Source organism: Methylobacterium sp. C25 (assembly GCF_021352225.1).
Lineage (GTDB): Bacteria > Pseudomonadota > Alphaproteobacteria > Rhizobiales > Beijerinckiaceae > Methylobacterium.
Genome location: NZ_JAAUVI010000001.1, coordinates 1014847 through 1036877 on the forward strand (window position 1 = coordinate 1014847; position 22031 = coordinate 1036877).

The 22031-nt window shown below is 70.4% G+C and carries 26 protein-coding genes; 4 read left to right on the top strand and 22 right to left on the bottom strand.

All coding sequences use genetic code 11. From position 1 onward, the window contains the following. Positions 1-12: 12 nt before the first annotated feature. The 12 genes from HCU64_RS04885 to HCU64_RS04940 form a co-directional block, all read right to left on the bottom strand. Positions 13-1602 carry a DUF2793 domain-containing protein gene (locus tag HCU64_RS04885; RefSeq protein ID WP_233382618.1) on the bottom strand — a complete coding sequence of 530 codons (1590 nt, stop codon included), beginning with the start codon at positions 1600-1602 and terminating at the stop codon, positions 13-15. A 39-nt stretch (positions 1603-1641) separates the two neighbouring features. After that, complete coding sequence (locus tag HCU64_RS04890) at positions 1642-5508, bottom strand: baseplate multidomain protein megatron (protein WP_233382619.1); 3867 nt, start codon at positions 5506-5508, stop codon at positions 1642-1644. A gap of 11 nt (positions 5509-5519) precedes the next feature. Beyond that, positions 5520-6011 (bottom strand): NlpC/P60 family protein, encoded by a 492-nt coding sequence (locus tag HCU64_RS04895; RefSeq protein ID WP_233382620.1) that lies wholly within the window; start codon positions 6009-6011, stop codon positions 5520-5522. Positions 6012-6178: 167 nt separating this feature from the next. Next, positions 6179-7072: a DUF2163 domain-containing protein gene (locus HCU64_RS04900; RefSeq protein ID WP_233382621.1), complete on the bottom strand. Its 894-nt coding sequence runs from the start codon at positions 7070-7072 to the stop codon at positions 6179-6181. A 75-nt stretch (positions 7073-7147) separates the two neighbouring features. Further along, positions 7148-7789, bottom strand: a complete 642-nt coding sequence (locus HCU64_RS04905) for a DUF2460 domain-containing protein (protein ID WP_233382622.1) — start codon at positions 7787-7789, stop codon at positions 7148-7150. Positions 7790-7831: 42 nt separating this feature from the next. Next, a complete protein-coding gene (locus HCU64_RS04910) occupies positions 7832-8407 on the bottom strand; it encodes a phage tail tape measure protein (RefSeq protein WP_233382623.1) in 576 nt (191 codons plus the stop codon). A gap of 7 nt (positions 8408-8414) precedes the next feature. Next, entirely contained in the window at positions 8415-8567 is a 153-nt protein-coding gene (locus tag HCU64_RS04915; protein WP_233382624.1) for a phage tail assembly chaperone, read from the bottom strand. 41 nt (positions 8568-8608) lie between these two features. Continuing rightward, positions 8609-8956 carry a gene transfer agent family protein gene (locus HCU64_RS04920; RefSeq protein ID WP_233382625.1) on the bottom strand — a complete coding sequence of 116 codons (348 nt, stop codon included), beginning with the start codon at positions 8954-8956 and terminating at the stop codon, positions 8609-8611. Between the two features lie 185 nt (positions 8957-9141). After that, positions 9142-9552: a phage major tail protein, TP901-1 family gene (locus HCU64_RS04925; protein WP_233382626.1), complete on the bottom strand. Its 411-nt coding sequence runs from the start codon at positions 9550-9552 to the stop codon at positions 9142-9144. Between the two features lie 26 nt (positions 9553-9578). Continuing rightward, positions 9579-9986, bottom strand: a complete 408-nt coding sequence (locus HCU64_RS04930; protein ID WP_233382627.1) for a DUF3168 domain-containing protein — start codon at positions 9984-9986, stop codon at positions 9579-9581. Continuing rightward, a complete protein-coding gene (locus HCU64_RS04935; RefSeq protein WP_233382628.1) occupies positions 9983-10327 on the bottom strand; it encodes a head-tail adaptor protein in 345 nt (114 codons plus the stop codon). The genes HCU64_RS04930 and HCU64_RS04935 overlap by 4 nt, the downstream gene beginning before the upstream one ends. Positions 10328-10418: 91 nt before the next feature. Continuing rightward, the gene (locus HCU64_RS04940; protein WP_233382629.1) at positions 10419-10982 is read right to left on the bottom strand and encodes a head-tail connector protein; all 564 of its coding nucleotides are present in this window, start codon (positions 10980-10982) and stop codon (positions 10419-10421) included. 133 nt (positions 10983-11115) lie between these two features. On the opposite strand from HCU64_RS04940, the gene HCU64_RS04945 reads away from it, so the two are divergent. Both HCU64_RS04945 and HCU64_RS04950 read left to right on the top strand, forming a co-directional pair. Next, a complete protein-coding gene (locus HCU64_RS04945; RefSeq protein WP_233382630.1) occupies positions 11116-11811 on the top strand; it encodes a S1 family peptidase in 696 nt (231 codons plus the stop codon). A 108-nt stretch (positions 11812-11919) separates the two neighbouring features. Further along, positions 11920-12762: a S1 family peptidase gene (locus HCU64_RS04950; RefSeq protein ID WP_233382631.1), complete on the top strand. Its 843-nt coding sequence runs from the start codon at positions 11920-11922 to the stop codon at positions 12760-12762. Between the two features lie 49 nt (positions 12763-12811). Here the strand turns inward: HCU64_RS04950 and HCU64_RS04955 are convergent, their stop codons facing one another. Beyond that, the gene (locus HCU64_RS04955; protein WP_233382632.1) at positions 12812-13381 is read right to left on the bottom strand and encodes a DUF2239 family protein; all 570 of its coding nucleotides are present in this window, start codon (positions 13379-13381) and stop codon (positions 12812-12814) included. Between the two features lie 227 nt (positions 13382-13608). On the opposite strand from HCU64_RS04955, the gene HCU64_RS04960 reads away from it, so the two are divergent. Further along, positions 13609-13857 (top strand): hypothetical protein, encoded by a 249-nt coding sequence (locus HCU64_RS04960; protein WP_233382633.1) that lies wholly within the window; start codon positions 13609-13611, stop codon positions 13855-13857. Positions 13858-13931: 74 nt separating this feature from the next. Here the strand turns inward: HCU64_RS04960 and HCU64_RS04965 are convergent, their stop codons facing one another. The 5 genes from HCU64_RS04965 to HCU64_RS04985 are packed head-to-tail and all read right to left on the bottom strand — an operon-like array spanning position 13932 to position 18934. Next, positions 13932-15203 carry a phage major capsid protein gene (locus HCU64_RS04965; RefSeq protein WP_233382634.1) on the bottom strand — a complete coding sequence of 424 codons (1272 nt, stop codon included), beginning with the start codon at positions 15201-15203 and terminating at the stop codon, positions 13932-13934. Between the two features lie 25 nt (positions 15204-15228). Beyond that, positions 15229-15777, bottom strand: coding sequence for an HK97 family phage prohead protease (locus tag HCU64_RS04970; protein ID WP_267922122.1), 549 nt, complete (start codon positions 15775-15777; stop codon positions 15229-15231). A 35-nt stretch (positions 15778-15812) separates the two neighbouring features. Then, complete coding sequence (locus tag HCU64_RS04975) at positions 15813-16976, bottom strand: phage portal protein (protein ID WP_233382636.1); 1164 nt, start codon at positions 16974-16976, stop codon at positions 15813-15815. A gap of 43 nt (positions 16977-17019) precedes the next feature. Beyond that, positions 17020-18324 (bottom strand): DNA-packaging protein, encoded by a 1305-nt coding sequence (locus tag HCU64_RS04980; protein WP_233382637.1) that lies wholly within the window; start codon positions 18322-18324, stop codon positions 17020-17022. Beyond that, complete coding sequence (locus HCU64_RS04985) at positions 18242-18934, bottom strand: hypothetical protein (protein WP_233382638.1); 693 nt, start codon at positions 18932-18934, stop codon at positions 18242-18244. The genes HCU64_RS04980 and HCU64_RS04985 overlap by 83 nt, the downstream gene beginning before the upstream one ends. Positions 18935-19380: 446 nt before the next feature. Between HCU64_RS04985 and HCU64_RS04990 the strand changes: the two genes are divergently transcribed. Next, positions 19381-19596, top strand: coding sequence for a hypothetical protein (locus tag HCU64_RS04990; protein ID WP_233382639.1), 216 nt, complete (start codon positions 19381-19383; stop codon positions 19594-19596). A 101-nt stretch (positions 19597-19697) separates the two neighbouring features. Here HCU64_RS04990 and HCU64_RS04995 read toward each other — a convergent pair whose 3' ends face one another. The 4 genes from HCU64_RS04995 to ku form a co-directional block, all read right to left on the bottom strand. Then, a complete protein-coding gene (locus tag HCU64_RS04995; protein ID WP_233382640.1) occupies positions 19698-20327 on the bottom strand; it encodes a DUF1345 domain-containing protein in 630 nt (209 codons plus the stop codon). Positions 20328-20394: 67 nt separating this feature from the next. After that, positions 20395-20625 (bottom strand): BrnA antitoxin family protein, encoded by a 231-nt coding sequence (locus tag HCU64_RS05000; protein ID WP_233382641.1) that lies wholly within the window; start codon positions 20623-20625, stop codon positions 20395-20397. Between the two features lie 151 nt (positions 20626-20776). Continuing rightward, positions 20777-21028 (bottom strand): hypothetical protein, encoded by a 252-nt coding sequence (locus HCU64_RS05005; RefSeq protein ID WP_233382642.1) that lies wholly within the window; start codon positions 21026-21028, stop codon positions 20777-20779. Beyond that, complete coding sequence (gene ku, locus HCU64_RS05010) at positions 21025-21942, bottom strand: non-homologous end joining protein Ku (RefSeq protein ID WP_233382643.1); 918 nt, start codon at positions 21940-21942, stop codon at positions 21025-21027. The genes HCU64_RS05005 and ku overlap by 4 nt, the downstream gene beginning before the upstream one ends. Positions 21943-22031 lie beyond the last annotated feature (89 nt).

Below are 22031 nucleotides of genomic sequence, written 5' to 3' on the forward strand. Positions count from 1 at the left end.
GCCGCGGAAGGCTCACGCCATCTGGCGGCCGGCGAAGAGGGAATCGCTCGCCGCGACGTATCCATCCGCGCCCGTGAAGCGGACGAAGACCTCGACCGTATCGCCGGCGGTTAGCTTCAGGGCCGAGGACAGGCCGAGTGTGGTGACACCGTCGACGAGCGTACCGGTCGCCGCGGCACGTCCCCTGCCTGCAGCAGCACCGTTCCGATAGAACTGAGCCTCGAAAGCGATCGGCGCATTGCTGCCATTGGCCTTGAAGGCCAGAGCAGCGTCGAATCCGTAGAGCCCGGCCTCCGGGACCACGAAGCAATTGCTTCCGGCCGAGAAGGCGCCCTGGTCATTGCTGTCGGCGCTGTTGAACTGGATCTTGGTCCAGGCGGCGGCCGGGATATAATTGTCGAAATTGGTCGCGGCGGCGAACTTGGCGAAGTTGTTGATCCGCATCCAGGCCGTGCCGGTATGCCATTTCAGGGCCGTGGCGGTGCTGTCGGCATAGATCTGGCCGAGGGCGAGACCGGTGGACGGGGCCGAGGCGAGAGGCGCCAGCCTCACCGCGCCGTTGGCCTCGACGGAAAAGACTTCTGCGCTGGCCGTGGAGCCGGCCGGCGTCGTCCGAACCGCGGCCCGCGTGCCCTGAGCGCCATCCGTCCAGGCCTCTGCCGCGAGGAACGACAGCTCGGCCCGCGCAGCCCCGCCATAGCCGGTGGCGCCCCGGCCAAAGGCCGCGATCTGGCCGAGCATCGCCCCGCTCGCCAAAGCGGACGGCTCGACCGCCGTCCCACCGGCTGCCCGGAAAGCAACCGCTCCACTCGCGCCAAAGCCGTCAAGCGTGAGCCGGGCCGGCTGCCCGTCGGCACCGGTGACGCGCAGGACGGTCTGCGTCGGGGCGTCCGGCAGCGTCCCTGCATTGGCGCTCACCTCGAGCGGAGCGTCGATCCGCGTCAGGGTCAGATGCCCGGTCGCGGCGGAAGCCGAGAGTGCCGTCAGGAAACTCGCCCCGTCGGGTGAAACCTTCAGGACGACATCGTCCGAGCCGAGGGTGCCGAAGAGCGCCCGCGTCGAGAACCCGGTCTGGAAGGCCAGCGCGGCATCCCTGGCAGCCGCCTGCTTGTTCAGCGCGAGACGGAGATGGCCGGAGCCCGGCGTCGCGTCGTCCCAGGAAAAGAGAGCGGCGTCGGATTTCACCGCGAAGCGGTTCGTCGCGTCGGGGCTCGTTCCGATGCCGAGCCGAGCGAGGCTCTCGATCGCGGACAGGCTGACCCTGAGGCTGCTCCAGGCGGTGCCGGAGAAGACGTAGAGATCGGCCTCGTCGACCAGATAGGCGAGCCAGCCTGGCCGGGGCGCGGCACCGACCCAGATGCCGTCCTCGTAGCGCACGACCTGGCCCGAGAGTCCGGCCCAGGCCCCCGTCGGGCTCGCCGCGGCGATGAGATAGCGATCCCCCTCAGCCGGATCGGCTGGCGGGACCGACAGATCCTTGTCGAGGCAGGCGAGTTGCACGAGCGCATCGAGGGCAGCGAGCGCCTCGTTGTGCGTGACGTGCTTCTGCGCCTGGGCCGCCGCGAGCAGCGGCAAGCTAAGACGGGGCGTGGTGTCCGCCATCGGAGGGGCTCCGTGTGTGTGGTAGAATGAGCGGTGGTTTCAGGCTCCGCGGACCGGCACGCGCGCATGGGTCGCGGGGCCGCGCCCGGCAATGCCGCCGATCTGAGCGACGGCCGCCTCGATGATTGTCTGGACGCCGCCGAAATCGTCGGCTTCGTCAGCGGCCGAATAGAGCGTGGTCGACGTTCCGGCGCTGAGCGAGCGGGCAAGGCTGCCGTCATCCCGAAAGATGTCGAGCGCGTAGGACTCGCTCGCCTCGTCGAGCGGGATCTCGGCCGGCTCCCAGGCATCGGCGTCGCGCCGCGCCCGGCGGATCCAGGTGAAGCGCACGCCATCGGCCTCGCGCCGTGCCCGCAGGTGAACCGGGCGCAGCGGCAGGAAGGCGGAGAGCCCGGCGCTCGCGGAAAAGCCGATCACGGCCGGATCGCCAGGGTCGCGGTCGGCGGGGCCGACGCGATAGGCGAAGGTTCGGCCGGCCTCGTCGAGGTAGTCGACCAAGGGCACCACGGCGCCGTCGTCGAGGCGCACGATCAGCGCGCCGGCTGGCAGCATGCGTGATGCCGCAGCCTCGCTGCCTGCGAGCCCGCGCAGAAGCGTCGTCAGGCGGTAGGTGTCGGCGCCGATCAGCTCGGCGCCGGCAGCGGAAACGATCTCGATCGTGCCATCGGGGCCGAGCAGGGCGAAGGTGTTCGCGCCGGCGAGCGCCGCGCCCTCGTCCACCGAGGCGAAGCCCTCGGCATGGCGCAGGGTGACGTCGAGGCGCGCGGCCCTGTCGAAGCGCCAGAGCGGACCGGGCGGCAAGGGCGAGAGCGTGCGCCCGAGGCAGGCCGGATGCTCGACGAGACGCCGCACGGCGAGTGGTGCGCCCGCGCCCGATGCGCGACACACGGCCATCAGACCGGGCCACGGATCGGCGGCGACGGCGAGGTATTGCAACGGCACCGGGTCGCCGCGGGTGACGGGCAGGTCGAGGGCGAGCGCAAAGGGCGGACCGGGCAGGGATGGCGGTCCCGCGCGCGAGCGGGTCTCACTCGTCGCAGCGCTCCCGCCATCCGCCGTCACCGCTGGCGCACCCGCCGTCTCGACCGCTCGCCCCACGGGGCTGTCGCTGATGCGCGTGATGCGGTGAAGCCTGCCATCGGGCAGGATCAGTCGGTCGCCCGGCTCCAGATCCAGGCGGCGCGGACTCACCGAAAAGCTGGCGGTCTCGCGGGCGGCCAGTACCGCATCGAGGGCATTCTCCGCGAGGCCCTGCGCGGCGCCGCGCCGGGAGACGATGGCCGCTTCGATCCGGGTGTCGCCCCGCCGCGTGCCGCACGGCCGAAGCGCGGCCGCGGTGGCACGGCGGTATTCGTCGCTCTCGCCATCGCTGAAGCCAACCTCCAGGCTGCGGGGCAGGGCGCCGTCCTCGGCGCGGGTGCTGCTCAACGGAGCGCTTCCATCGCTGGGCTCGACGAGATCGGCGGCCGAGAGGACGACGGGATGGGCCGCCTGCGCCCCGCGGATCAACAGCCGCCCCGCAGCGACCGAGACGTCGAGGCCGAAGAGCTGACAGAGGCTTTCGAGCACGCCGCGTGCCGAGAGCGGCCGGTCGATCACGAAGCCGTCGACGAAACCGTCCGCCGCGATGGCCGTCGGCGCAGCAATCCCGAACTCGGACAGGATGGTCCCGATCAGCCGGTCGAGCTCCTGGCCCTCGCTCCGTCCTGTGATCCAGTGACCGAGCGCCCAGTTGTCGGCATCGGACCAGACCGTGTCGAAGGTCGGAAAGGCGGGGAAGGGCCGCGCATCCCAGCACCAGACGAAGACGCCGTCCGGATCGACCATGCGCAGGCCGGTCTTGGAAAGTACCGGATTGTGAGCCGGCTCGAAACCGTCGGCCGTCGGGTCGAACCGCGACAGGATCGCCTCAAGGCCGCGCGCCTGGATCAGCTCGTCGCGGGTGCCGCGTGAGCAGGGTGGCAGCGAGTTCTCCGAGGATTTCGGGTCGGGGAAGGCATTGGGGCCGTTGGTGCTGCGGTCGACGGATGCCACACCGATCTCGGTGAGCCAGATCGGCTTTGAGCCCGGCACCCAGGCGGTGGCCCGCGTCTCGACCCCGCCGTCGCGCTCGATGTGAGGGTTCGACCACCAGGCGACGAGGTCCTTCGCTCGGTAGATCCAGGGTTTTTGGTAGGTGCCCTCGGTGATCGGCGTGCGGGTCTGCGCGGCGCGGTCGGCCTCGCTCGCATAGTACCAGTCGAAGGCCTCGCCTGCGCCGAGGCGGCTCGTCAGGTAGGCGCGGTCGTAGATTGAGGGGCAGAGCGCCGCGTCGGCGTGCCCGTCGCCGTCGCGCCAGTCGGAGAGGGGCGGGTAGTAGTCGATGCCAACCGCGTCGATGGCCGGATCGGCGAAGAGCGCGTCGAGCGGAAACCGGATCGTCGCGCCGCCGTCGCGGACATGGGCGCCGTACTCGGTCCAGTCGGCCGCGTAGACCAGCTTAACTGACGCCCCGAGGACGGCACGGGCATCCCCGGCGAGAACACGAAGCGCCTCGACCGCCGGATAACCGCCATCGGCATCGCGCACACGGGTGAGGCCCGGCAACTCGCTGCCGATGATGAGCCCGGCGAGGCCGCTGTCGCGCAGCAGGGTGGCGTAGTGCAGCACCAGCCGGCGATGGCCCTCGAAGAAGGCCGCAACCTGGCTTGCGGCCTCAGCCGTGCCGTCCGGCGAGCCGGGCAGGCCGGGGGCAGGGTCGCAGGTGATGCGGCCACGCCAGGGATAGGCCGGCTGGCTCTCGCCGGGGCGATAGGGATTGGGCAGGCCGCTCTCGGCCGGCACGTCCATCATCACGAACGGATAGAGCACGACGCCGAGGCCACGCCGGTTCAGCTCGGCCACGAGCCGCACCAGTCCGGCATCGGACGGCGTGCCGCCATAGACCGGGTTACCATCGACGAGCGAGACTCTGTCGGCCGTGAGCCGGGTCAGGCCGGCGACGCTCCAGCTGTCGCCCGTCGTCGTCTTGGTCAGGCTGTCGACCCGCGGGGCGATGGTGCAGTGTCCGGCACGCAGGTCGCTGCCGAACCAGCTCACCACCACCGACACCCGTTTCAGGTTCGGGCACAGCGCCTGGAGGGCATCGAGGGAGGCCAGCACGTCGCTGGCGCCCTGGAGCTGGAAGCGGTTGGCCGGCCGTGTCGCGCCGAGATCGGCGTCGATGCTGACCGGGGTCGGATCGAGCCCGAACTCCGTCGAGCCCGGGATCAGGCAGACCGCCCTGATGTGCCCCGCGATGCCGTCGACCGGCCGGATCACCTCGAAGGCGAGCTGCGGGACGCGGTTGCCGAAATCGGCGAGCGCCAGCCGCTCGAACACGACGTAGGCGAGCCCGCGATAGGCCGGCGCGTTTTCCGCCCCCTCCTTGGCAACGATGAGCGGGTCCGGCTCCTGGTCGGCGCGGCCGGTATGCACGCGCATGGTCAGCGTGGTGAGATCGATCTCGCTGCCATCGGCCCAGACACGGCGGATGAAGGCGATCTCGCCGGCGCAGATCCCGACGGCGATGTTGGCGAAGTAGGCGTAGCTCGTCGTGACGGTCTTCTGGCCGCTGCCCTTCGTGCCGGATGAGGAGCGCTGGACGGTGGTGTTCGCCACCTCGAGCGGCCGCGTCGCCCAGATCAGCGTGCCGCCGAGTCGCGCGCGGCCATAGACGCGCGGGATCGGCTCGCCCTCGGTCGAGGTCAGCCCGGCGACGTCGTTGAGGCGTGGGCCTTCGACGTATCGTGTGCCGCCGCCAAGCAGCGCGCCGTCGATGAGCGATCCCCCGGCCGCGCCGAGGACCTTGCCCACGGCCGAGCCGATCGGCCCACCGAGGGCCGTGCCGACCACGCCGCCGACCGTGCCGAGGATCAGGGTCGCCATGGCGAAGTCTCCTAAGCGATCGCGCCGTCTTCGAGCGAACCGGCGGCCAGGTCGCTCGACGGCGCTCTGGGGAAGCGGAACACATGCGCGAGGTGCCGCCGCCACCAGGGCGTCAGCGCCACCTCGGTGACGGCCGCGCCGTCATGCGCGTGGATCATCGTGCCCTCGCCCGTGGCGACGGCGCAGTGCCGGGCCGGCAGATGCGCGCGAAACGCGAAAAGCAGGACGTCACCGGCCATGGGCTCGCCGGTCTCCACCGGCACGAGATGCCGCCGCGCCGCCTCCACCAGCGGATCAGCCCCACCGGGCGCCGACTCGGCCCAGCTCGCCGCATAGGGCGGGGGCGCCTCCGGCTCCGGCCCGAGCACCCCGCGCCAGACTCCGCGCAGCAGGCCGAGGCAATCGCAGCCGACCTGCTGGAGCGAGGCCTGGTGACGGTAGGGTGTGCCGATCCAGGCGCGGGCCTCGGCGACGAGGGCGCGGGGAAGGTCGGGTGATGGCATGGAGTTGTCTCGATCATGCGCGCGAAAAGCCCTCTCCCCTCTGCGGGAGAGGGTGGCCCGCGGAGCGGGTCGGGAGAGGGGAGCGCCAGTTCCGGAGAGACCTGAGCCGGCCCCTCTCCCGCCTGCTCCGCAGGCACCCTCCCCCGCAGAGGGGAGGGTCTGGAGCCTCACCGAAACAGGCTGCCGCCATCGAGCGCGGTGCTCGATCCGGGCGCCGGGCGGATGACGAAGTCGTTCCCGGGCATGTGCGGGAAGCCCTGGAAGTTCAGGGCGTTGGCGAACTTCTGGCGGCAGGTCGAGAAGCGTTTGTCGCAGCCGGCCGTGAGGCTGAAGCCATCGCCCGGCACGACGGCGCGGGCCGGTGGCTGCCAGAGGTCGAGGGTGATCGCGTCGCCTGAGGCGGCTTGCGCGCGAACATCCGCATCGAGCCCGGTATTCGCGCCGGAGGTCCAGCGGAGCCGGCCGCCCGCGAACCAGCCGTCTACGAAGCCCCCATCGAGCGTGACGGTGAAACGGCTCGGACCCGCCATGCCGAGCAGCGCTCCGCTCGTCCGCCAGCGCGGATCGCCGAGGTCGATGCCGCAGCGGGTTTCGCCGAGTTCGGCATCGCAGGTGGCCCGGTAGAGGCGCCCCTGCTCCACGTCGAGCGCTTGCATCAGGCCGCGCAGCTCCGCGACGAAGGCCGTGCCGGCGCAGCGGATCTCGCCAATGGTGGCGACGTCGAGCAGCAGCCGCGCCTCGGGCGCGCTCCAATCGACCAGCCACGTCTCGACGCTGGCGCCGTCATAGAGGCCAGCTGTGATGTCGTCTGGCGCGATGCCCGCCGAGCTGAGCGCTCCCGCGACGTCCCCGCCCCCGACCGCGAAGCCGAGCTCGGCACTCGCCTCGGCGGCCTCCAAGCCGGTTCGGGCAGCGAAGGTCAGGCCATCGATCGTGATGTCGCGGTCGTGATCCGTGAAGCCGAGGGCCACACCGTCGCGGCGGGTGAGCGCCCAGCAATGGCACAACGTCGTCGCGCCCTCCGCGAGGCGCCCGGCGAGGACGGCGGGAATGTCGCGCATGGCAGCTCCAGGATGCAGGCAGTCCCAATCACCCCCTCATCCTGCGGTGTGGTGGGAGGAGAAGTCTGTACGGCGCTACGGCACGATCTCGACCAACGGCACTTTCGGAATCTCGCCGGCGGTGAAGGCGGCGAGGTCGATGACGAGCTCGTCGGTGTCGAAGCGGACGGGGACGTCGAACTCATAGCCGGCGGTGACGACGGCTCCGGGCGCGGGCACGGACGAGGTGGCGAAGGTCACGAGCCCAGTCGTCGCATCGCAGACGAAATCGGCAAGCGGCACCTCGATGCCGTTCACCGCGATCCGGACGCTGCCGGAGACCGGCTTGGCGATGGCACGGCGATACGGCGCCGGGCCGCTGCCATAGGTCTTGGCCAGGGCGAAAACGGTCGTGCTGCCGTCACCCATGCTGAGGGGCTGGTCGGTGGGGCCGGGCGCGGCACTCGGCGGCCCGGAGCGGAAATCGACCCGGTCGCGATAGCGGAAGCCATAGAGCCGCCCGCGCCTTTCCTCGAAGAAGCCGAGCACGGCGTGCAGTGCGTCCAGGGTGCGGATGCCGAGCCCGGCATCGTAGCGTCGGCGAGAATCAGCCCAGCGGCTGTTGCGGTGCTCGCGGCCCGAGGCCAGCGTCACGATCTCGGTGAGCCGGCTCGGCCCGCCGCTGCCGCGCAGGGCGACGTCGAGGGGGAAGCGCACCTCGTGGAAGTCGCTGGGCATGGATGTTTCCTCGTGCAGGCAACGAAACGCGAGTTTGGAGGCTCACAGCGCCCGCCGGCCCCGCGCCACGGCCCGCGCCAGGCTCGCGGCAACCTGCGCCTCGGACCTGCGAAAACTTTCGGCGTCGGGCGTGGCGATGCTGACGTTCACCGAGACCGGGCGATCGCCGGCGGAGGCCACGCCGAGGCGGCCATCGCTGCCGCGCTGGAGCGGGAGGATGGCCTCGGGGCCGGCCTCGCCCATCAGGCCGGTGCCGCCCTGCATCGGGAAATAGGTCGGCGCGGCGACGATGCCGCCGCTGGCGAACGGCCTCACCCGGCCGGCGGCGATCACCCCGCCCTGCGCGAAGGCGCTGGTTGTCGCGTCCCCGGCGCTGCCGAGGAGACCTTTCACCAGGCTCGCCAGCCCCTTGCTGACTGGCGTCAGCGCCGCCTTCAGGGCGATGCTCGACAGCTTGGTGGCGAGCGTGCCGAGCACGCCGTCGAGCTGGCGCCCGGCATTGAGGTTGATGGTGAGCGCGCTCGACAGGCTCTGCCCGAATTTCTTGGAGAGCTGGTCGAGGTTTTCGAGCTGCTTCGCGCGGTCCGCATTGGCGCGGTCGCTATCGGTATCGGCCATGGGCGTCTCACGGATCGGGGAAGGCGGCGAGCAGGCGATCGAGATCAGATCGGCCGGCGGCGGGGGCGGCTTGCAGGCCAGCGGCTGCGGCGAGCTCGCGCGGCGTCGCGGCCCAGAAGGTTCTTGGGGTCCAGCGCAGGGCATGCAGGCCGAGCGCCATCGCGTCGTCCCACGGAAAGGCGAAGGCCGCGGCCTCCGAGGTCAGGCCCTCCGTGGCACGCGAGGGTCCGGCGGCGACCCCGTGTCTCCGAAAGCGGCGATCAAAACCTCGCCGACCGCCGCCGCGACGGCGGAAAAGTCGCCCGCCAGCGGCAACCGCGCCACCGCGGCGGCGTCGAAATCGTGCCCGCCGCCGCGCAGGGCCGCGCCCAGCAGGAGGATCACGTCGCGGGCCGAGAGCCGGCCCTGCGAAAACCGCTCGGCGAGGCCGACGACGTCGCCGGCCTGGAAGGCCTCTTCGAGTTCGGCGAGCGCACCGAGGGTGAGGCAGAGCGTGTAGCGCTCGCCGGCAAGGCTGAGCGGCACCTCGCCGCGTTTGCGGTTGGGCATGGCGGGCTCCGAGGTGAATGGTTTCAAGAGTTCCCACCCACCCCCCTCATCCTGAGGTGCGGACGCGAAGCGGGAGCCTCGAAGGAGGGCTCCAGTTGCCTCGCGATCGCTGGAGTGCTCCTTCGAGGCTGCGCTGCGCTGCGCACCTCAGGATAAGAGTTTGGGTGGGAGTGAGGGTGTGATGTCTACAGCGCCGTGAACGCGAGCGGCCCGGCGGAATCCAACGCCATGTCGAAGGTGACTTCGCCGGCATGGTCGCCGCGGTATTCGAGGCTGGTGATCTGAAAGAGCCCCTCGATCGTGCCGAAGGACGGCACCACGATCTGATAGCCGTCGATCACCCCGTCGAAGAAGCTCTGGCGCAACCGGGCATCCGAGGCCTCGTCGCGAAACACGCCGGAGCCCGCGATCGAGGCCCGGCGCGCGCCGGCCCCGGCGAGGAGCTCGCGCCAGCGCCCGGCGGAATCCGCATTGGTGACGTCGACGGTCTCCGCATTGAAGGCGATCTGACGGGCACGCAGGCCGGCCACCGCGACGTATCCTCCGGCTCCGTCGCCAGCCCGGATGAGCAGGTCCTTGCCTTTCTGGGCGGTCATGATGGGCTCCGGATTCTCGCGGTGGATCAAACGGCTTCCGTGACCGCCTTCAGCGTCACGGTCGCGCGGATTTCGCCCGTCCGCTCGTCGCGGCGCGTCGCGGTCGAGGTGACGCGCAGCGAAACGAGGGCGTGACCGACGAGCGTGAGCGCGGCCTCGTCGAGGAGCGCGACGATGCGTTCGGCGGCATCGAGGGCGCTGCGGGTCGAGCCGCGCTGGCCGAACACGACGAGCGAGAGGTCGAGCTGGTGTCGCCGCGCGCCATCCACGGAATCGTCGCGCGCCTCGGCATCGCCGAAGATGGCGTAGACCGGCGCCGAGCCGAAGGGCGGCTCGTCGTGGATGCGAACCGTGCCGCCCATGGCCTCGGCCAGCGCCGCATCGCCGGAGAGAGTTGCGAGGAGGGCGGCGCGCAAAGGGAGAAGCGGGCTCATGATGCGGCCTCCCCCTGCGAGACTTCCTCAACCTCGCAGACGAGATCGCGGCGGCGCCCGTCGGGGTCGCAAGCCGAACGAATGGCGAAGCGGCGCGGGCCGGCGGCGAGCCGCATGTCCGAGATCAGGCCGGGCCGCCAGCGCAGGCCGACGCGGTACAGGCTCACGGTGTCCTCCCGGCCGTTGCGTGCGAGCGCATCGCTCTGCGCACGGGCGATCGAGCCCCAGACCACCGGCCCGGCGACCCAGCGGCGCAGGCTGCCGCCGAAACCATCCGGCGTGTCGAGGGGCGTTTCGAGCACGAAGCGTCGCCGCCGCGCGCCGATGGGCGTGTGGATCATGGGTATGTTCCGATGGTGGACAGCCCGTCTCATCCCCCCGCTGGGGAGGTGCTCGCGAAGCAGACGGGGGGTCGGTCGGGTCCCGGAGCGGCTAGAGCCGCAGCAAGCGGTGCTGCGCGACGAGGTCGCCGGCAGCCGATGGGGGCCGAGCGGCACCGCCGTCGCCCCGGTTCTCGAACCAGTCGGCCACCGTCATGCGGATCGCCTGGGCGAGCGGCGCGGGAACCGGCGGCCCGTCACCGCCACTGCCGGCCGTGAGCTCGATCAGGGCGGCCTTCCGATCGATCGGCGGCACGGCCGGATCGACCAGGAGGCAGGGCGCATCCCAAGGGTCGGGGCCGATCCGCAGCAGGCCGGTGTCGATGTCTTCCACGACGGCGTCCGGACCGACGAGCCCGACATGCGTGACGGCGACGAGCGGGCTGAGCGGCACCGGAAGCACGCAGCTTGCGGGCCAGGCGGTGAGCATCAGCCGGAAGCGAGCTGGCCTGACGAGCCGGCGCGTCATCGTCTCGATCCGGGCGCGGGCCGCCGTGATCAGCGCTCCGATCATGACGTCCTCGGCATCGTCGTCACCATCGAGCCGAAGGAAGCTGCGCATCTCCGCGAGGCTCACCGGCTCGACGCCAAGGTCCTCGACGCGTATCGGGGTCATGCTTCACCTCCCGCACGGGCCAATCGAAATGCGCAGGCCGCTCCTCGGCCGATCCCATCCACACCCTCGTCCCGAAGCACGGGATGAGGCCGAGGGTTGGAGTACGCGCCTCGCGTTGCTGGTTTTTTGCCTGATGGCTTTCGCCGCCGACCCCGCCGCCGCCATCACCGGCGGGCGCGAGGCGCCGGATTCGGCGGAGGCGCGCTCCGCCGTCATGGTGCTGACCTCGAAGGGCGGCGCCTGCACCGGCGTCGTGGTGGCGCGCGATGCGGTCCTCACCGCCGGCCATTGCGTGCAGGGCTTCGCCGAGAACCGCGTCCATTTCCGCGATGAGGCCGGCAAGCCGGTGCTGCTCGACGTCGCGGCCCGTGCCGTCCATCCCGGCTACGACCCGGACGCGATCCGCGGCCGCACCCGCTCCATCGATCTCGCCCTGCTGCGCTCGCGCGAGCCGCTGCCGGCGCGGTTCGCGCCCGCCTTCCTGAGCGATGCCATGCCGAGCCAGGGCCAGTCCCTCACCTTCGGGGGCTACGGCGCGGTGCGCGGCGACGATTTCCGCTCCACCGGCAAGTTCCGTCTCGTCGATCTCCCGGTGGTCGAGCCGCACGGGCCGAGCCGCATCCTGGTCTGGCTGCACGCAGCCAGGGCCGGCGGCTGCAACGGCGATTCCGGCGGCCCGATCTCGGACGGTGCCGGCGTGCTCGCCGTGGCGGCCTGGGTGCAGAAGGTCTGCGGCGGTCTCACACAGGGCGTGCTCGTGGGGCCACAGCGCGGCTGGATCGACAGGACGCTGGCAGCCTGGGGCAGCACCGCGCGCTGGACGCGCTGAGCGCCGCAGGCCTCCCGCCGAGGGAACTCCAGCTTGGCCGGGGCATTGCCTTCGGCTAGCCTGAGCGCCCGAAGGTTTCGAGGCGCGCCGGGCGCTGGAGACAAAACCATGGTCGCAGGCCCCGTCCGTGCCGCCCTCGCCGGCGCCGTTCTCGGACTCGTTCCTTTCTCTGCCCACGCGGTGGTGCAGGGGCAGGTCAGCCGCGATCCCGATGGGCTGCGCGCCTCGGTGGTGCGCATCGAGAGCACGACCGGCGAGATCTGCTCCGGCACGCTGATTTCGCAGGATCTCGTCCTTACCGCCGCCCACTGCGTCCAGCACCAGGCCGGATACAGCGTCGTTGTGGTCGATCCGTCCTTCCGTCAGCGCCGCATCCCGGCGCTGGCCGCGACCACCCATCCCGATTTCGTGCCCGGCACCTCGCCGGAGGACCAGCCCGGCATCGACCTCGCGATGCTGAAGCTCGCCCAGCCCGTCGGCCCCGGCTTCCGGCCGCTCGACCCGAGCGGCAACGGGTCGATCGACTCCGGCGACGGCGTCGACATCGCCGGATTCGGTGTGGTGGCCGAGAACAAGCGGAGCACCGCGCGCACCCTGCGCACGGCTCGTCTCGTCTCGATCGGTTCGCTCCAGGTCGCCAACCGCGTCACGGTGGTGACCGACGCGCACCGCCTCGCCGAGACCGCGGGTGCCGGCGCCTGCCTCGGCGATTCCGGCGGCCCGATCCTGCGCAACGGCCGCATGGTCGGCGTGGTGAGCTGGTCGAGCGGCGCCATGCGCCAGGACAAGCGCGCCCGCACCGCCTGCGGCGGCTTCACCGCCGTGACGCCGACCGGCGAGCACGCGAGCTGGATACAGGCCCGCGCCTCGCAGCTCGAGGCAATGCAGACCAACGAAACCGGCCGCCCGACGGAATGGGCCGCCAAGCCGGGACGCCGGCGCGCACGTTGAGCCTTTCTCCTCGTCCCTCGGGCGAGGAGATGCGCGTGAACCGGTCCGATCAGCCGGAACGGAAGGCCGGTTCGGCCAGATGCGTGGCGTGCTCGCGCAGATCGTTCGGCCACGCCGCGATCGCCGCCGCGAAACCCTCCGATTGACCCGCATAGAGCGCACGCGCCGCCGCCTCGTAGCCGGGCCGGTCGCCGGCTGCCGTCGCCATGAAGCGATCGGTGACTTCCTGCGCCCGGCGCCGCTCCTCCGGACCCGAATCCGCGCGGCGCGCCTCCTCGACGAGACGGCGTAGGGCCACCGAGGCTCCGCCCGGCTGAGCGCCAAGCCAGTCCCAATGGCGCGGCAGGAGCGTCACCTCCCGGGCGACGACGCCGAGCTTCGGCCGGCCCGGCCCTCTGGCCGGCGGCTCCGGCGCGGCGAGCCGCGCACGCACGTCGTCGTCCGAACCGCGCAGGTCGGCATCGACGGTGCGTCCCGTCGCGTCGTCGAAAACCAGAACGCGGGTCGCCGCGTCGCGCGACAGCAGCGCCTTCACCGCGACGAAGACATCGCCGGGTGCTCCCCGTGCCAACCGGCTGCCATCGTGGAATGCCGTATAGATCCGCTCGTCCGTCGCCATGGCCGCCTCCTGCTCGGCGGCTTTTTTACCCGGATAAATCATGGAGTCAATATAGTCCGGGTATAAATTTGAGACAGGATCTCGGCGCTCATCGCAGGTTGCATGACTGAAAGTCTTCCCGAAACCCGGAGATCGCCGCGGCCTGAAAGACAACATTCCTGCCATTGATCAAATCGTAAGCATTAAAGTGCAATGATCGGCTCGCCTCGCACGGAAAATCGGCCGCCATGAGCAAATGGGTTCCTGCCGTCGCCCTGATCGGGCTGGTCTGCATCATGGTTCTGCCGACACCGGGCGTGCTCGGGATCGTGATCGGCACCTGCTGCCTCCTCGCCATCATCGTTTCGGCGGTGGCGCTCTTCTTCGAGCGGATCCTCAGCCGCGTGATCAAGCCCGTCACCGACGCGTTTCGCCGGGCGGCGAAGCCGAAGAAGCGCTTCGCGGATGCCGGCGCGGTCGTCGGACGCAAGCGGTAACGGATCGCTGACGGCACCGTCCTTCCGGGGCCGCCACGGGGCGCCCGGAAAGACACCATGGCGCCTCGCGATGGTCAGGCGAACTTCAAGAGCTTGATCGCGTCGAAATCCTGCACCCCGCCGCCGACGCGCTTCGTCGTGTAGAACAGCACGTAAGGCTTGGCCGAGTAGGGATCGCGCAATGTCCGCAGGCCCGTACGGTCCACCACCAGATAGCCGCGCTTGAAGTCGCCGAAGGCAATGGACAGGCTGCCCGAGCCGATATCCGGCATCGCCTCGGCCTCGGCGACGGGGAAGCCCATCAGCGTGGCGGTGCGGTCCGCGCCGCTCGGCGGCTGCCAGAGGTAATTGCCCTCCGCATCCTTGAACTTGCGGATCGTGCTCTGCACGCGGCGGTTCATGACGAAGGTGGCATTCTGGCGGTAGCCGGCGCGCAGGGCATAGATCAGGTCGAACAGCACGTCGGCCGGGTTGCTCGCCGGGAAGGCCGAGGGTGTGCCCGTGCCGAGAAAGCCGATCTTGCCGGGCACCCAGGAGGCATTCGCCACGGTGTCGTAGGCGAGGAAGCCGTGCGGCCGCCCGACACCGTCACCGGTGACGAAGGCCACACTCTCCTGTTCGGCAAACACATCCTCGACCTCCGCCGAGAGCCAGGCATCGATGTCGACCACGGCATCGTCGAGAAGCGTCTGCGTCGCCGCCGGCATGGCGTAGAGCTCCATGGCCGGGAAGCTCAGCTCCAGCAGGTTCGGCGAGTCCGTCTGCGGCCGCGCCGCGGTCTCCGCCACCCAGCCCGCGGCCGGGCCGGTGGGCGAGACAGCGCGCTTGTAGAGGCCGCCGGAGATGGTCTGCACGCTGGCCAGCGCGCGGATCGGCGAGATCTGGGCCAGCCGGCGCAGCACCTCCCGCTCGATCGTCGCCGGCACGAGATAGCCGCCATCCGGCCCGGAACCCGCCGAGAGCGCCTTCTCCTCCAACCGCTTCAGGCCGGTGCTTTCCCCGGCGCGGACATAGAGATCGAAGGCCGCCTTGTGCTCGGTGCCGGCCGCATCGCGGTGCGTCCCGTCGGTCCCGGCGAGCGGCGGTCGGGCGCGGTCGAGGCTGATCCGGTCGAGGCGGGTCTTGGCCTGGTCGAGGGCCGTGTCGATGCGGGCGAGCTTTTCCTCGGTGAGGATGTCGGCCGAGAGGCGGCTCTCGATCTGGCCGAGGCGGGTGTCGTTGGCCTCCTTGAAGGCCTCGAAAGCGCGGGCGAAGTCGTCGAGCACTGCGTCGACGGAGCCGGTGGCCGCCTTGTGCTCGGTGAGAGGGGAGGCGGATTTCGTCTCGATGGGGCTGTGTGCGGTCATGGATGTCCTCGACGGTTGAAGGAGTTCAAGGGAGGTGCCGCGCTTGCCCCACCCCGCTTGCGGCTGGGATCAGCGGCGGTGTTCGCATCCGCCGTGCTTGGGCCCGCAGGCGCTCCGCGAGATCGGCCGACGCCTTTGCCAGCACCCGCGCGCCGGGTTGGAGCGGAAAGGTCACGAGCGAGATCTCCCAGAGGTCGACGGCGACGAGCCTTCGGCCGCCGCGCTCCGGCATCGCCTTCACCACGCGAAACCCGATGGAGAGCCCGTCGAGGCCGCCCTCGCGCATCAGCGCATCGACCTCCCGGGCGCGCTGCACGGCGAGGTTCAGCTGCCCCTCGACGCGCAGACCGCGCGCGTCCTCGGCGAGGGAGACCCAGCGCCCGATCGGTTCGGCGGGATCGTGCTGCCAGAGCATCCGCACCCCGGCCGCACCCCGCCGTGCGAGGCTTGCGACGAAGGCGCCCGGCACGACCGTGTCGCGCCCGAGATCGGGCACGCCGAACACGCTGGCATAGCCGGCAAAATAGCCATCCATGGGCGCCTCTGATGATCGGGGTTCGAGGGCGCTCGTCATCGCGAGCACGGCAAAGGAACAATGCGTGGACCGGATCAGCCTTCGGGCCCCGGACTCTCCGCCGGATACCCCACCGCTTCCCGCTTCTCGCCGACGGATAGGAAATCCGCGCTTCCGATGCGCCGCCACAGCGATTCCCGCTCGCTCGCCAGTGCCTCGATGGCGTCGAGATCGGGCCCGAGCCGGGCCGCCCCGAAGACCGGTTCCAGCCAGGCGGCGATGGAATCGGCGGTGCGGCGGACCAGCGGCACGATGGTCTGGCGGTAGAAGGCGCGGTTGGCCTCGGCGTAGTTGGCGTGGGTGTTGTCGCCCGGCAGCCCCAGCAGAAGGGGCGGCACGCCGAAGGCCAGCGCGATCTCGCGGGCGGCCGAGGCCTTGGCCTCCACGAAATCCATCTCCTTCGGTGAGAGCGCGAGCGGACGCCAATCGAGGCCACCGTCGAGGAGGAGCGGCCGGCCGGCATTGCCTGCGCCCTGATAGTTCGCCTCCAGCTCGGCCTTGAGCCGGCTGAATTGCGCCTCGCTGAGCGCCGCGCCACTCGAGGGCGCGAAGACCAGGGCGCCGGAGGGCCGGGCGGCGTTGTCGAGGAGCGCCTTGTGCCAGGCGCCAGCCGCGTTGTGGATGTCGAGGGAGACTGCCGCCGCCTCCATCGGGGAGAGCCCGAGATGGTCGTCGAGCGGGTTGAACTGGGCGAGATGAAGGATCGGCGGCAGCGGGCCGGCCTGCTCGTAGCGGATCGTCCGGCCGCCGGCCGTGTATTCGTAGGCGCCGACCCAGCCATCGGGACTGGCCAGGGGGCGCATCCGGTCGGGCCGAAGCGAGAACAGCTCGCGGGGTATGCCGTCGAGGCTGACGGCTTCGATATAGACGTTCCCCGAGACCATCAGGTGTCCGTAGATGCCCTCCAGGAAGCGCGCGCCGCCCTCCCGCGGATTCGGCCTCGCGAGGAGGGCGAGCACCGGGTGCGTGTCCTCGGCACCATCGATGGTCAGCGGCAGGCTGGCCGCCGCCTCGGCGACGAGACGCACGGCGCGATGCGCGACGGCGTTACGGGCATAGCCCTCGCGGGCGAAGGCCGCCGGCTCGCGCGCCGACCAGACCGGCCGGCCCTCGCCGTAGAAGGTCACCGTCGTCGGGGCAGCCTTGGTGGCGGGGGCATAGCCCGCGGCCTGGGCGAGGCGGGTGAGGAGGTTGGACATTCAGTTTCCTCGAGCGCGAGAGAGGGATTACGCGCGCAGTGCTTCACAACACCCGCACCCGCGGCTCGGCCTGGGGAGTCAGCATCAGATGCGTCAGCGCCCAGACCAGCGCATCGAGCCGGTCCGGTGAGGCGCCCGTCGACAGGCCGCCGGGACCGAAATCGCAGAGTTCGTCCTCGAGCGCCGGAAAGGCGCCGGCATGGTGCACCCGGCCCTGCGCATAGAGCAGCGAGACCGGCTCGGCCCGCAGGTACTTTCCCCGAGTGGCGCGTACCGGGGTGACGGGCACCGAAGGATCCATTTCGGCGAGGATGGTCGAGACCATCTCGCCGCCCTGGTTGACCTCGACGACGAGGGCGTCGGCGCGGAGCTGGTGATAGAGCGCCAGGGCCGCGCGCGCCCAGCGCTCCGGCGGCGCCTGCGCCATGGTGGCGTCGGCGAGGACATAGGCTGCACCGTCGGGTCCGAGCCCGGCGGCGACGATGCCGCATGCGTCCGCCCCGACGCGGGAGGAGGCCGGCGGGTCCACCGCCACCACCAGCCGCACGAGGGCCGGAGCGGCGGAGACGCGGGCCGCCTCGATGGCCTCTCGGCTCCAGAGGGCATCGGGCCGGTCCGCGATCAGCTCCCCGTCGAGTTCCTGGCGGCCGAGGCGAGTGCCGGCGTAGCGTCCGACCACCGTCTCCAGAAAATCCGGCGCGAGATGTGCCGCGTTGTCGGCGGTGCGGGCGCGCGTCACCACGGTGCGCGGATCGTTCAGCAGCCGCCGCAGCAGCGGGATCGGCCGCGGCGTCGTGGTGACGAGCCCGCGCGGCCGGCCACCGAGGCGCAGGCCGAACTGGATCATGTCGAAGGCGGTGTCGGCGTAGCGCCACTTCGCCACCTCGTCGGACCAGGCCGCCCCGAATTGAGGTCCGCGCAGGGAATCCGGTTCCTCGGCGGAGAAGGCGAGAGCCACCGCTCCGTTAGCGAAGCCGAGCCGGCGTCGCGAGGGCTGCCAGACCGGCCGCGCTCTACCGAGAAGCGGCAGCGAAAGCAGGCCGGACGGCCCCTCGATCATCACGTCGCGCACGTCGGCATAGGTCTCGCCGATCAGCGCGATGCGCCCGACCGGCTCGCGCGTCAGGCTCGGGTCGCCATGGGCGAGGCCGCGCACCCATTCGGCGCCGGCCCGGGTCTTTCCCGAGCCGCGCCCCCCGATGAAGGCCCAGGTCGTCCAGTCCCCGGGCGGCGGTAACTGATCGTCTCGGGCGAGGTGCAGCCAATCATGGGCGAGCGCCTCCAGGTGCTCCGGCGGCAGGCTCTGCAGGAAGGCCCGCAGCGTCCCCGCCTGCCGCGAATGCCTCATAGCGTCGCGCGAGATCCGCGCGGAGGGCGGCGAGATCCTGCTCAGGCTCTCCATCCGTGTCTCCGACAGCATCCGGGGGGCGTGGGGTCGAGAGGTCGTCGAGAAGGCGCTTGAGGCCGCCGACGTCGCGCAGCAGCCGCGCGGTGTCGTCGGCCGGGCCGGCTTTGCGCAATCGGTCGTCGAAGGCCGCGATCTGGCGGGCGATGTGACCGCGAAGGGCCGCGTCGAGATCCGCGAGGTCTAGCGTCTCCATCGGCGGTGGCCGTGGCGTGGAGGCTTTCGCGGCCGTGAGCCCGCAGGCCAGCATCAGGACGCCGGAATCGTCACGCTTCACCCCCATCGCTTCGGCGAGATCGCCCGGATCGAGGTCGCCGCGCCCGAGTAGTCGGGCGGCCGCTGCCACGCGTCGCTTCGTCCAGTAGCGAGGATTGGTTTCGAGCCGCGAGGGGCGTGTCCAGGGGCGGATGCGCGCCTGACGGTTCCAGAGTCTCACCGTCGCCAGGGGCACGCCGGTCTGCTGCGCGATCGCGGCCATGCTGAGATCGGTGTCTTCCAGCAGGGCCACGACCGTCCTGCGTGAGTCCGGCGTGTGAGGGCTCAGGAACGCCATCGCCACCCCCGCCGTCTCGTCACACCTCTGGAACGTTCATGTTTTGTACCGAAAGAGCGTCGCGCTGTCAATCATAAAATTCCTATCGGAGGAATTTATTTGGATGAGGCGAAGCAAAGTGGCGGACCGGAACCCGTAGCGCGAAACGTGGCTCGGTCCGCCACCCGTTCGGCTTCGCAATGAACGAGACCGGAGCGGTCCTGCCTTAAGAGCGCCCGCCGGCCGCCGCCGCAATGGGTAGAAAGTACGGCTTCGCACGGTGACGCGCCGCGAAGCCATCGCCCGTGGGCGGGTCGGGAGCGTGCGGCGGGGCACATCCTCCAGAGACCGGGAATGCGAGGCTCCTCAACCTGAACACCAGCCGACAGCCGATCTCACCGCCCGTTCAACCGGAAGCCGCGAGGATCGCCCGGCACAGAGATCCCGAAAGGGAAAGGAGCGACCCGATGGAAACCGAAGCTCTCGAACGGCCCGCCGACCTCGCCGTCTGGCCCGCCATCGCCGAAGGCGCCGCGCATGTGGTCTCGACGCATTACGCCAGCCTGCGCGAAGCGCTCGTCGCCGCGGCCCGCGTGTTGGCGGAATCGTCCCGGCAGCCCTGGATCGTCACCGAAGACGGCGAGATGCTCGCCCCGACCGCGATCCGCGGCTATCTGAACTGATCGTTCGATGAGCCTTCGGTCTGGTCCGAAAGGGAGTCAGCGCAGCGTAGGCTCCGGATCCTCGGCCAGGTCGAGGTCGCGGCCACGCTGGAGCCCGCACCTCAATGCTGAGCGAAGCCGGCCGCCATGTTGATGGCGAGGGCCAGAATGCTCGTGTTGAAGAAATAAGCGTAGACCGTCTGCACCGTCGCGATGCGACGCATGCGCTTCGACGTGATGTCCGTGTCGGAGGTTTGCGATGTCGCCCCGATCGTCACGGCGAAGTACAGGAAATCCCAGAAATCCGGCCTGGTGTCGCCGTTGAAATCCAGTCCGCCGCGGCTGTCCCGGTTCCCGTCCGACCCGTAATAGACGTGGGCATAGTGGATCGTGAAGACGATCTGGACGAAGACCCAGGTGCAGACCATCGTCGCGGCTGCCAGGACCAGGTGAGCCACCATGTCGGCATCATGCTCCTGCTGGCCGAAGACCAGCATGGCGACGGAGCCGATGCTCGCCGCCGCCGCCAGAATGGCAAAGACCGAGATCACCAGCGCACTGTCGTCGAGCCGCGAAGCCTCGCGACGGAGGGCATCGTGCGAGCCGCTGGAGGCCTGCCGGATCACCAGCGTCGTGTAGATGACGACGCCGGCGCACCAGCCGACGAGAAGTCGGCTCCAGATCGATGCGAAGGGCAAAGCTGCCGCCAGGACGATCGTGACGACGATCGCGCCGAGGAGGCGCGGACGCATCCAGAATGCCCGGAACGGGTTCACGGACAAGCGATGCCCCTTCGTCGCCCCGCTCCGGCCGGCGCCCTCAGGCGAGGCCAACGGCCTTGCGGAGCGCGGCGTTGAGCCGATCCTGCCATCCCGGCCCATCGGCCTGGAAATGCTCGAGCACGTCGCGATCGATGCGCAGCGAGACCTGCTCGCGCGCGCCGGGAATGGTCGGCGCCTTCGCGGCGACCGGAGCCTCGATCGGCTTCGTCGTTGTTTTCTTGAAGGCCGCCTCCGCCGCGTCGCGGGCGCTCATCGTCGATCTCGCCATGGCTCTCGCTCTCCGCCGGTCGGTCCGGCCGTCCCGTCGACCTCGGGAAGCGCAGAACGGGACAGCGTGGTGTCTTTCCTCGCGACCGACGCTGTCAAGCGCTCTCGTCGAAGCAGGGACGCGGACCGCACGGAGGAGCGGCCAACCGATCCTAACGCTGCTCGATCTCGGTTCCCCGCTCGCGAAGCTCGCCGAGGAAGGCCTGGCAGTCGCGGGATGCGTCCGCGACGACGATCGCGACGACCGGCGTCTCTTCTTCCAGCCAGGCAGACGCATTCGCGCAGTCCGAGAAGCCGACCGTGTCGTAGCCGCTCGTGACGAGCTCCCGGCACGCTCTCTCGCGCTCGGCCTTCGAGGGCACGACGACCAACGCGCGTTGGCGCAAGGGTTCGGCGCCGCTCATGCCGCCTTCTTCGTCTTGCGCGAAGCGGGCTTGCGCGAAGCGGTCTTGCGGGTGGCACTTCCGCCGGACGACCGCGCCGGAGTTTTCGTGGCGGTCTTCGCGCCCTCGGACTTCGCTGCGCCCGACTTCTCGGAGGCGATGCTGCGCTTGAGCGCCTCCATCAGGTTCACGACGTTGCCGGAGGTCTTCGCAGCCGCCTTCGCGGTCTTGGCGCCCTTGGCGGGCTTGGAGGCCTTGCCCTGAACCAGGGCGATCAGCGCGCCCTCGTAGCGGTCCTCGAAGGTCTTGGGGTCGAACTTGCGGGTGGCGCGGTCGATCAGTTCCTCGGCGAGCGAGCGCATCTCGTCGGTGGGCTTCCCGTCCGGCATGTCCTCGAAATAGGCGGTCGGGGAGCGGATCTCGTCGTGGTAGCGCAGCAGCGTCGCGAGCAGGCCCTTGCCGTAGGGCTCCAGCAGGACGACGCGCTCGCGCCTGTAGATCACGAGCCGGCCGAGCCCGGCCATGCCCTTCTTCTTCATGGCGTCGCGGATCACCGCGAAGGCCTCGCGCGACACCTTGTCCTCGGCCGCGAGATAGTAGGGCCGGTCGAGGTAGCGCTCGTCGACGTCGCTGCGGCGGCAGAACGCCTCGATGTTGATGGTGTGCGTGCTCTCCAGCGCGATCTCGTCGAGCTCGTCGCCTTCGATCGGCACGAGCTCGTCCTTGGCGACCTCGCAGCCCTTGATCTGGTCCTCGCGGTCGACCGGCTCTTCGGTGACCGAGTCGACGATCAGTTGCTTGATCCGATTTCCGGTCTCGCGGTTGATCGTGTGGCACTTGAGATGAGACGAGGTGCTGACGGCCGGATACAGTCCGACCGAGCAGGACACCAGCGACAGGCGAAGATGACCCTTCCAATTCGCGCGGGCGGCCACGGCTCACTCCAGTGTTTCGGAAAGTCTAGACAGTCGAGACCACCGAGATCTTGAATCGCTCGGCGATACCGCGACTCAACCGGCCGCCG

Coding starts and splice junctions, on each gene's coding strand:
- HCU64_RS04885 (WP_233382618.1), bottom strand. CDS start 1,602: ATGGCGGACACCACGCCCCGTCTTAGCTTGCCGCTGCTCGCGGCGGCC.
- HCU64_RS04890 (WP_233382619.1), bottom strand. CDS start 5,508: ATGGCGACCCTGATCCTCGGCACGGTCGGCGGCGTGGTCGGCACGGCC.
- HCU64_RS04895 (WP_233382620.1), bottom strand. CDS start 6,011: ATGCCATCACCCGACCTTCCCCGCGCCCTCGTCGCCGAGGCCCGCGCC.
- HCU64_RS04900 (WP_233382621.1), bottom strand. CDS start 7,072: ATGCGCGACATTCCCGCCGTCCTCGCCGGGCGCCTCGCGGAGGGCGCG.
- HCU64_RS04905 (WP_233382622.1), bottom strand. CDS start 7,789: ATGCCCAGCGACTTCCACGAGGTGCGCTTCCCCCTCGACGTCGCCCTG.
- HCU64_RS04910 (WP_233382623.1), bottom strand. CDS start 8,407: ATGGCCGATACCGATAGCGACCGCGCCAATGCGGACCGCGCGAAGCAG.
- HCU64_RS04915 (WP_233382624.1), bottom strand. CDS start 8,567: ATGGCGCTCGGCCTGCATGCCCTGCGCTGGACCCCAAGAACCTTCTGG.
- HCU64_RS04920 (WP_233382625.1), bottom strand. CDS start 8,956: ATGCCCAACCGCAAACGCGGCGAGGTGCCGCTCAGCCTTGCCGGCGAG.
- HCU64_RS04925 (WP_233382626.1), bottom strand. CDS start 9,552: ATGACCGCCCAGAAAGGCAAGGACCTGCTCATCCGGGCTGGCGACGGA.
- HCU64_RS04930 (WP_233382627.1), bottom strand. CDS start 9,986: ATGAGCCCGCTTCTCCCTTTGCGCGCCGCCCTCCTCGCAACTCTCTCC.
- HCU64_RS04935 (WP_233382628.1), bottom strand. CDS start 10,327: ATGATCCACACGCCCATCGGCGCGCGGCGGCGACGCTTCGTGCTCGAA.
- HCU64_RS04940 (WP_233382629.1), bottom strand. CDS start 10,982: ATGACCCCGATACGCGTCGAGGACCTTGGCGTCGAGCCGGTGAGCCTC.
- HCU64_RS04945 (WP_233382630.1), top strand. CDS start 11,116: ATGGCTTTCGCCGCCGACCCCGCCGCCGCCATCACCGGCGGGCGCGAG.
- HCU64_RS04950 (WP_233382631.1), top strand. CDS start 11,920: ATGGTCGCAGGCCCCGTCCGTGCCGCCCTCGCCGGCGCCGTTCTCGGA.
- HCU64_RS04955 (WP_233382632.1), bottom strand. CDS start 13,381: ATGGCGACGGACGAGCGGATCTATACGGCATTCCACGATGGCAGCCGG.
- HCU64_RS04960 (WP_233382633.1), top strand. CDS start 13,609: ATGAGCAAATGGGTTCCTGCCGTCGCCCTGATCGGGCTGGTCTGCATC.
- HCU64_RS04965 (WP_233382634.1), bottom strand. CDS start 15,203: ATGACCGCACACAGCCCCATCGAGACGAAATCCGCCTCCCCTCTCACC.
- HCU64_RS04970 (WP_267922122.1), bottom strand. CDS start 15,777: ATGACGAGCGCCCTCGAACCCCGATCATCAGAGGCGCCCATGGATGGC.
- HCU64_RS04975 (WP_233382636.1), bottom strand. CDS start 16,976: ATGTCCAACCTCCTCACCCGCCTCGCCCAGGCCGCGGGCTATGCCCCC.
- HCU64_RS04980 (WP_233382637.1), bottom strand. CDS start 18,324: ATGAGGCATTCGCGGCAGGCGGGGACGCTGCGGGCCTTCCTGCAGAGC.
- HCU64_RS04985 (WP_233382638.1), bottom strand. CDS start 18,934: ATGGCGTTCCTGAGCCCTCACACGCCGGACTCACGCAGGACGGTCGTG.
- HCU64_RS04990 (WP_233382639.1), top strand. CDS start 19,381: ATGGAAACCGAAGCTCTCGAACGGCCCGCCGACCTCGCCGTCTGGCCC.
- HCU64_RS04995 (WP_233382640.1), bottom strand. CDS start 20,327: ATGCGTCCGCGCCTCCTCGGCGCGATCGTCGTCACGATCGTCCTGGCG.
- HCU64_RS05000 (WP_233382641.1), bottom strand. CDS start 20,625: ATGGCGAGATCGACGATGAGCGCCCGCGACGCGGCGGAGGCGGCCTTC.
- HCU64_RS05005 (WP_233382642.1), bottom strand. CDS start 21,028: ATGAGCGGCGCCGAACCCTTGCGCCAACGCGCGTTGGTCGTCGTGCCC.